The sequence below is a fragment of the Candidatus Cyanaurora vandensis genome (assembly GCF_013285555.1).
In the GTDB taxonomy this organism is placed as follows: domain Bacteria; phylum Cyanobacteriota; class Cyanobacteriia; order Gloeobacterales; family Anthocerotibacteraceae; genus Cyanaurora; species Cyanaurora vandensis.
Genome location: NZ_JAAXLT010000211.1, coordinates 23,189 through 30,408 on the forward strand (window position 1 = coordinate 23,189; position 7,220 = coordinate 30,408).

A 7,220-nucleotide genomic window follows, 5' to 3' on the forward strand; every position below is an offset into this window, starting at 1 on the left:
TTTAGATAGTTCTGGTTTCTTGGTAGAGGGCATAGAGGAAACGGGCCGCCCCCCGGACATTGATAGACTCCATCGCCCGACGGGTATTGAGGACCTCCCCTATTTTGGCAAAGGTGGCGGGGAGTTTGTCGTTACGGACGGGGTAGAGACGGCGGTACTCATCATTGGGAATGCTCACCTCACGGTTGGCGGTCACGGTATAGGCTTTGGTATCAAAGAGACCCAACCGGAAGTCCCCGGTGAATTGATGGAGATCCGCCAGCCAGAGCAAGAAGAACTTACAGTAATCCGCCACCCGGTCAAGGACTGCCTCCGTCTCAGCCGTCCGCTTACCAATCAGGTCCTCTTTAGTAAAGAAATTGATGTACCAAGTCACCCGGTCTAGCTCACGGGAGCCCGCAATCTGAGCCTTGAGCCGGGGATAAAAATAACCCCAGTAAGCGTAGGCGAACCGGGCGAGATTGGCGAACTTGGCCTCAAATTGATTAACTGCCGGGAGGGAAGCCCAAGTTAGCTGGGAAGCGTTCTCACAGGCAATTGTGTGGGTGTGGGGGTCAGCGTTGATCGGTTGGTTGAAGAAATCCATCATCGCAAGGGCGGCGTAGAGTTCGAGGTAGTGGGGGGGGTTACGCTGTTCTCGCGCTCCGAGGCTATTTTTGCCCACTGGCGGTTGGTCCTCAGAACCGAGCAGGTACACCGCTTGATAGGTCTCCCCGGTTTCCTGCCGGAGCTTCTGATAGTAGTAGTTGAGGGCCGCCTGGGAGCGCAGGATAAATTCATCGGCCTTCGCCTGCAACTGCGCCGGGTCAGCATTGGGCGGGAAGGAGAAGTAAGGGAGCATCAGCGCACAGCCCAGACGGTACATCCCGGCGCGGTCCCGCAAGAAATCAGCCAGGAGACGGGCAAAAGTCGGCAACCCCGCCGCCCCCGTCCCGCCAAAAACCGAGCCGACGATAAAGATCTTGGCCTGCCGGTCGTTACGCATCCGCCCACACCAAGTCTTCCAGGGTTCATCTTGCTCCAGGTCGAGGGCCTCTGCCATCACGGTCGCCCCAATTGAGGGCCGACCCAGGAAGCCTTTACGGAGGTCAGCGGTTTTTTCGCTCTGAGTGTAGAGGACATCCAGGAGACCCGCTGCCACCGTTCCCATTGAGTCGTAATTAAAAAGTCGCTGAAAGGTCGGCTGGGCATCGTCGGTGAAAGGACTCCAGACCTTGGGGTTGGTCGTCTCTACGGGGGCCTTGAGGAAACCGACCTCGCCCATCTGGGTCAGTTCACGGGCATCCCGGTAGACCTGAAGGGTCTGGGTACAACGCTCCAGACTGCCATTCGCCACATCTGGGTCCACCAATAGGATGTTGACCGTCTCCTCCGTCACCCCGGCTGCGAGGACATGGGCTAAGGCTTCAACCACCTTGGCCCCGGTACCGCCAATGCCAATCACGTAATTACTCACTACCAATCACCCCGCAGTTGGAGGGCACCCGGCGGTACAAATTTACTGTTAGGTGGCGAGAAAAACACCGTAGCTAGCCAATAGGCAAGACCAACATTGTTGAGTAAGTAAATACCCAAGGCCACTTCCCGGTTCGCCGCCTGAGCCAAATAAAAGAACCCCGGTACAACCGCAGCGAGGATTGCCACTACCAAGAGTCCCCACCATAAACCGGGGGTAGGTTCGGGGTTCACAATGCCATAACCCCACCACACTATACTCAGCAGTAAACTTACCGATAAACTAACAAGCCCAAAATAACGAAAGCTCTCTAGCCAGATATTGAAACTCACCGTGGGCCGTATAACCCGAATGGCCTGAATGAAAAAAGGCCAGCCAAATAGCATCAGTAGCGTGGCAGCTATCCCAATAATTACGATACCAATCCAGGTATTCTTTCCCATGGCAACCTCTTAGCTATCTGAAGGGGGTCCAAGTCCATGAATATGGCCCGGATGAGTTTGATTATAAAGGGCGGTACGGGGAGATTGCCCAGGGTCCGTAATATTACTTATTTCAGAAGCGAGTTAGGAAAAAGCGCAGGATCACTTCCTGGCGGTCTGGTTCACGGGTCAGGGTGGCTCCGTAGAGACTTTTGATAAAACGACTGAGGTTGAGGGTTTTGCGCGGGTTGCGGGGGACATCTTCGGTATTCCAGGCGTCCCACTGCTTGGGGTAGCCCTGGGGGGAGGGGCGGAAGGCCAGTTGAAATAAGTAGTGGCCCCTAGGTTCGCCTTGGACCTGGAGACGAGCGGGGTCAACTTTCACTTGCAGACCGAGACCGTTAGCACAATCACCGGGGGTGACCTCGACCATGCGCGAGTCATTAAGCACCGTGGCTGGGCCTTCGCTGAGAGGGTAATGGCGAACGGTGGGGATGAACTGCCCCTCCTGAGGAACCCTGTAGCCCGCGATATCTTTGCTGAGGGGACGGGGAGTATCGCCACAGACCGTAAAATCCACAGGCTCGCCCTGGGTCTCTAGCTGATAGATCTTCGACTCAGCAAAACCCTGCTTGATTAAATTGTTCCGGTTGTCCGTGGGGTCGGTTTTGAAAAAATCTGGGGACTCCAGGAAGACGCGGGGGCTAAAAATCGTGTAACGGGCGGTGGGGGGTTTGAGGCTAGGGCTAATTAACTGGATTGCCTCGAAATAGGCTTGGACGTTGGCGTATTTGCCGAGAACCAGCGCGTAGACCGGGCGTTTACCGCCAGCAAGCGAGAGCGGACCCCCTGGAAAATCATAGATCATCCCGCTGAAGTCACTCTGGACTCCCAGCAGACCGACTACCCGTCCCTGAGCTAGGAAACATTGCTGGATGGTACTCACCACCCGCCCAATGTCACTGTCCGTTTGGAAGAGGTCTGTAACTACAATGGTTAGCTCCTCAGGTCCGTTACGGACACAGGTGTTTTTGGGGTTGAGGAGGGCTTGCTGGATCTGGGTCTGGGTACCGACAACCTTACTGTCATAAAAATTCTTATCCTGACCAGCCGTGACCCCAAGCCGACCACTGACCACCGCTAGCTTATTGCCAAAACGATACTTGGTGAATTGAGGAGTGGGAGAGAGATTGAGGGCGGCATCTTCGAGGGTAGTCAATAACTCTTGGTAAGCGGTGCGGCGGCCCTTGCGTTCGGCAAAACCTTCCATGGACTCGGTGGCATCAATAAAATAATTCACCCGCAAGTTACGGGAGGGTTCACGGTCTACGACGGATAAGGTGGGCAAATTAACCGCCGGCGGCGGGCTCGTAGTACAGGCACTCACCAAGAAGACTAAGGGCAAGATAAGACAGGCGTGAAGCTTGGTCATGATAAGAGTGGGGAGGAGGGGAGGAGGTACGTTGTTGATTTACCGTATCACCCTTCACCGCGTGCTAGCACCCCTAGGGCGTAAAATTTTAATTTCAAGTTTTGGAATAATTAGCAGCAATATCACGCCCTAGTTGCAAAGTCGGTAACTCAATAAACTTGAACGTAAGGTAGGACAGGGGCACAATGACCATGAATGCTAACAAGCGAGATAAAGCAAATCCAATGGATACGTTATCTACGACACGATAAATCAATGGATAGACTGGTGAGATAAAAATGATAATGGTTGCGTGACTGAGATACACCGAGTAGCTAATCTTACCAAAGAACGTGGTTAGTCGATTGACTATTAGCTGAGTAGGACTGATTGAAAGACCAAGCAGTAGACAAGCGTAAAGCGTGGCTTGCAAATACTCAAGGTAAACACTTTCCTTAACTACAGTCGAGGCGTAGTAGCTGATGCCTAAATGACCAACCAAAAAGACAGCGATTAGCAGATAGCCAACCACGGGTTTCTGCAACTCCTTCGTTTTGAGTAAAGCTTCATACAGGTAAAAACAAACTATGCCCAGCGCGAAAATTTAGCATGGTCCCGCAAGAGTGAGGAATTGCGGGACCCGTGGTTTAAGTAGACAGGGCCGGTACCTCGCCCATCTGCCCCGCATGGTAAGAACTCCGCACCAAGGGTCCCGAGCGCACATCCGTAAACCCGAGTTCACGGGCTAGGCCACCGAGCGTTGCGAACTCCTCCGGGGTCCAATACTTCTGGACGGGCAGGTGTTCCTGGGAGGGTTGGAGGTATTGACCCAGAGTCAGACGGTCGCACTGCACGGCCCGCAATGCCTGTAAGGTCGCCAAAATCTCCGGGACGGTTTCGCCATGACCCAGCATCAAACCTGACTTGGTGGGGATGGTCGGGTCCAGTTCTTTGACCAGCCGCAGGACTTTGAGGGTATTGAGCCAGTTAGCCCCCCGGCGCACTGTTTTTTGGAGCCGTTCGACGGTCTCAATATTGTGGTTGTAGCAGGCGGGCTTGGCTTGAACCACCGTCTGCACACAACTAACCACCCCACGAAAGTCTGGGGTCAAGACCTCAATCTCAGCCTGGGGCCGCACTTGACGGATCGCTGTCATCGTCGCCACAAACCAGCTTGCGCCCTGGTCAGCGAGGTCATCACGGGCGACAGAGGTAAGGACCACGTAATCGAGACCCAACAACTGGACTGCCTCAGCAACCTTGGTCGGCTCCGCCGGGTCGAGGGGCTGTGCCTTGCCGCTCGTCACCTGACAAAACCCACAGGCGCGGGTACAGACCGGACCCATCAATAAAAAAGTAGCGGTCTTCTGGGCGTAACACTCAGCGCGGTTGGGGCAACGGCCCTCCTCACAGATGGTGTGAATCTGCCGTTCGCGGATGATTTTTTGGACCGTGGACATCGCGCTCGCCCGCCCAATCGAACGCCGCGCCCATTCAGGAAGACGTTGGTGCATAAATTCCTTTGACAACCGTTACAAGAATAATTGATAATAAAGGACTGCACCAGCGGAACTGGCGGAATGGTAGACGCGCTAGATTCAGGTTCTAGTGTCCGCAAGGACTTCGGGGTTCAAGTCCCCGGTTCCGCAAATTCTTACCCTTGATTGATTAGGAATAATTTACTTACTCACCTAGGCATGCTCTTCTGCCTTAGTCATTCACTAACCCCTTTCCACGTTCTATCTGCCTTAGTTCCCCACCACGCCTGTACCCGGCAGGGTATGGGACGGAGGGGTACGGTTTTTAACACCGGGTTTGGTATGATACCGACAGCCATCCACCGGGAAGGACCCATGACTGCGTTGACGCGCTCCACGGCATGGCAAGCCCTAGAGCGGCATTACCAAACCATCGCCCCGGTCCACCTGCGCGACTTATTTGCCCAGGACCCCGCCCGTTTCCAAAAGTTCTCTTGCCGCTGCGAGGACATCCTGCTCGATTATTCTAAAAATCGTATGACTGAGGAGACGCTGGCCCTGTTACTGGACCTAGCCCGTCAGGTTCATTTGCAGGACTGGATTCACAAGATGTTCCAGGGCGAAAAAATCAATACCACCGAGGACCGGGCGGTTTTACACGTTGCGCTGCGTAACCGTAGTAACCGGCCCATTCTAGTGGACGGCGTGGATGTGATGCCCGAGGTAAATCAAGTCTTAGACCAGATGCGCCATTTCTGTACCGCGATTGCTGATGGCACCTGGGCGGGCTACCGGGGTCAACCGATGACCGATATCGTCAACATCGGGATTGGTGGCTCAGACCTCGGCCCGATGATGGTGACGGAAGCTCTCAAACCCTACGCTCACCGCCGATTACGGGTCCACTTCGTCTCCAATATTGACGGGACACATCTCGCGGAGACCCTCAAATATCTGGACCCCGCCACCACCCTTTTCATCATTGCCTCCAAGACCTTTACTACCCAGGAGACCCTGACTAACGCGCACTCGGCTCGGGACTGGCTGCTGCGGGTGGCGGGTCCGGGGGCAGTGGCCCAGCATTTCGTCGCCCTCTCCACGAACCAAGCGGCGGTCAAACAGTTCGGGATTGACCCAGACCATATGTTTCCCTTCCGCGACTGGGTAGGGGGCCGCTATTCTCTGTGGTCGGCGATTGGGCTGAGTATTGCGGTCTATATCGGGATGGATAACTTTGAGGCTCTCCTGAGTGGGGCCTACGCCATGGATGAGCATTTCCGTACTGCCCCTTTTGCAGAAAACCTCCCGGTCCTGATGGGGCTGCTGGGGTTTTGGTATAATAATTTTTTTGGGTGTGATACCCACGCCATCCTGCCCTACGACCAGTACCTACACCGCTTCGCCGCCTATCTCCAACAAGGGGATATGGAGAGTAATGGCAAACACGTCAACCGGGCGGGCGAATTAGTGGACTACGCCACCGGGCCAATCATCTGGGGCGAGCCGGGGACCAATGGTCAACACGCTTTTTATCAACTGATCCACCAGGGAACTAAGCTCGTCCCCTGTGATTTCCTAGCCCCCCTCCAGTCCCACAATCCTCTCGGCGACCATCATTTAATCTTGCTCTCTAACTGTTTCGCCCAGACCGAAGCCCTCATGCGTGGCAAAAATGCGGAAGAAGTCCGGGCGGAATTGTTGAATGAAGGGTTCATGGGCGCAGCCTTAGAAGCAAATATTCCCCACCGGGTTTTTGAGGGCAACCGGCCCAGCAACACGATTCTTTTCGAGAAGCTCACTTCCTACACTCTAGGGTCATTAATTGCTCTGTACGAACACAAGATTTTTACCCAGGGCATCCTCTGGGATGTCAACTCCTACGACCAGTGGGGGGTCGAGCTTGGTAAACAATTAGCCCGCATTATCCAACCAGAACTCAAAGACCCCAGCCCCATCACTAGCCACGATAGTTCCACCAACGGCCTCATCAACTACTACAAATCCCACCGCGCCTGAGAGAGCTAGCTAGCTATAGTTGAGCCATAGTTACAGGAGAAACTTCCGGCAGAGCATTACTTGAACCAGCCACCAGAGCAAATCTCCAACTCCCCAGAGCCTGATTGGGTTGAGGCTGCGCTTGAGAAGGCAAAAAGGGTAGTCCCAAACAGCCATGAGATTTGGCGACAAAACTTATAGACCAAGCATTTGAGAATGCGACGAAAACCTCAACGCCCGTGGGATTGTCACTTGCTGCTGCTTTCGATTTATTTGTAACTATTGAATATTACAAAGAAGTCACGGACCAAGACTGGCCTTACTGCCCATCAAGAGAACCGCTTTTACTCTATCCATTTACTAAGCTGACACGCATCTAACTTGCATTTATAGAATTACCTTTATTTTTAATCCTGCGACCCCAATCAATCTTGAGTTCTCCGCGATTAAGTAATCTA

6 protein-coding genes and 1 tRNA gene are annotated in these 7,220 nt (G+C 53.9%); 2 read left to right on the top strand and 5 right to left on the bottom strand.

Going from position 1 to position 7,220, the window contains the following annotated elements:
• Position 1: 1 nt before the first annotated feature.
• The 5 genes from HFM78_RS14975 to lipA all read right to left on the bottom strand — a co-directional run bounded on the left by HFM78_RS14975 (position 2) and on the right by lipA (position 4,803).
• Complete coding sequence (locus HFM78_RS14975) at positions 2 to 1,456, bottom strand: tubulin-like doman-containing protein (protein WP_287130261.1); 1,455 nt, start codon at positions 1,454 to 1,456, stop codon at positions 2 to 4.
• A complete protein-coding gene (locus HFM78_RS14980) occupies positions 1,456 to 1,899 on the bottom strand; it encodes a hypothetical protein (RefSeq protein WP_287130262.1) in 444 nt (147 codons plus the stop codon). The genes HFM78_RS14975 and HFM78_RS14980 overlap by 1 nt, the downstream gene beginning before the upstream one ends.
• A gap of 112 nt (positions 1,900 to 2,011) precedes the next feature.
• A complete protein-coding gene (locus HFM78_RS14985) occupies positions 2,012 to 3,310 on the bottom strand; it encodes a hypothetical protein (RefSeq protein ID WP_287130263.1) in 1,299 nt (432 codons plus the stop codon).
• A 94-nt stretch (positions 3,311 to 3,404) separates the two neighbouring features.
• The gene (locus HFM78_RS14990; protein ID WP_287130264.1) at positions 3,405 to 3,821 is read right to left on the bottom strand and encodes a hypothetical protein; all 417 of its coding nucleotides are present in this window, start codon (positions 3,819 to 3,821) and stop codon (positions 3,405 to 3,407) included.
• Between the two features lie 115 nt (positions 3,822 to 3,936).
• The gene (gene lipA / locus HFM78_RS14995) at positions 3,937 to 4,803 is read right to left on the bottom strand and encodes a lipoyl synthase (protein ID WP_287130265.1); all 867 of its coding nucleotides are present in this window, start codon (positions 4,801 to 4,803) and stop codon (positions 3,937 to 3,939) included.
• 52 nt (positions 4,804 to 4,855) lie between these two features.
• Between lipA and HFM78_RS15000 the strand changes: the two genes are divergently transcribed.
• Both HFM78_RS15000 and pgi read left to right on the top strand, forming a co-directional pair.
• Positions 4,856 to 4,938 (top strand) — tRNA-Leu (locus tag HFM78_RS15000).
• Between the two features lie 204 nt (positions 4,939 to 5,142).
• Positions 5,143 to 6,783: a glucose-6-phosphate isomerase gene (gene pgi / locus HFM78_RS15005; RefSeq protein WP_287130266.1), complete on the top strand. Its 1,641-nt coding sequence runs from the start codon at positions 5,143 to 5,145 to the stop codon at positions 6,781 to 6,783.
• Positions 6,784 to 7,220 lie beyond the last annotated feature (437 nt).

Bases quoted from the DNA above. Each gene is read 5' to 3' on its own strand.
- lipA (WP_287130265.1), bottom strand. From the start codon at position 4,803: ATGCACCAACGTCTTCCTGAATGGGCGCGGCGTTCGATTGGGCGGGCG.
- HFM78_RS14985 (WP_287130263.1), bottom strand. From the start codon at position 3,310: ATGACCAAGCTTCACGCCTGTCTTATCTTGCCCTTAGTCTTCTTGGTG.
- pgi (WP_287130266.1), top strand. From the start codon at position 5,143: ATGACTGCGTTGACGCGCTCCACGGCATGGCAAGCCCTAGAGCGGCAT.
- HFM78_RS14980 (WP_287130262.1), bottom strand. From the start codon at position 1,899: ATGGGAAAGAATACCTGGATTGGTATCGTAATTATTGGGATAGCTGCC.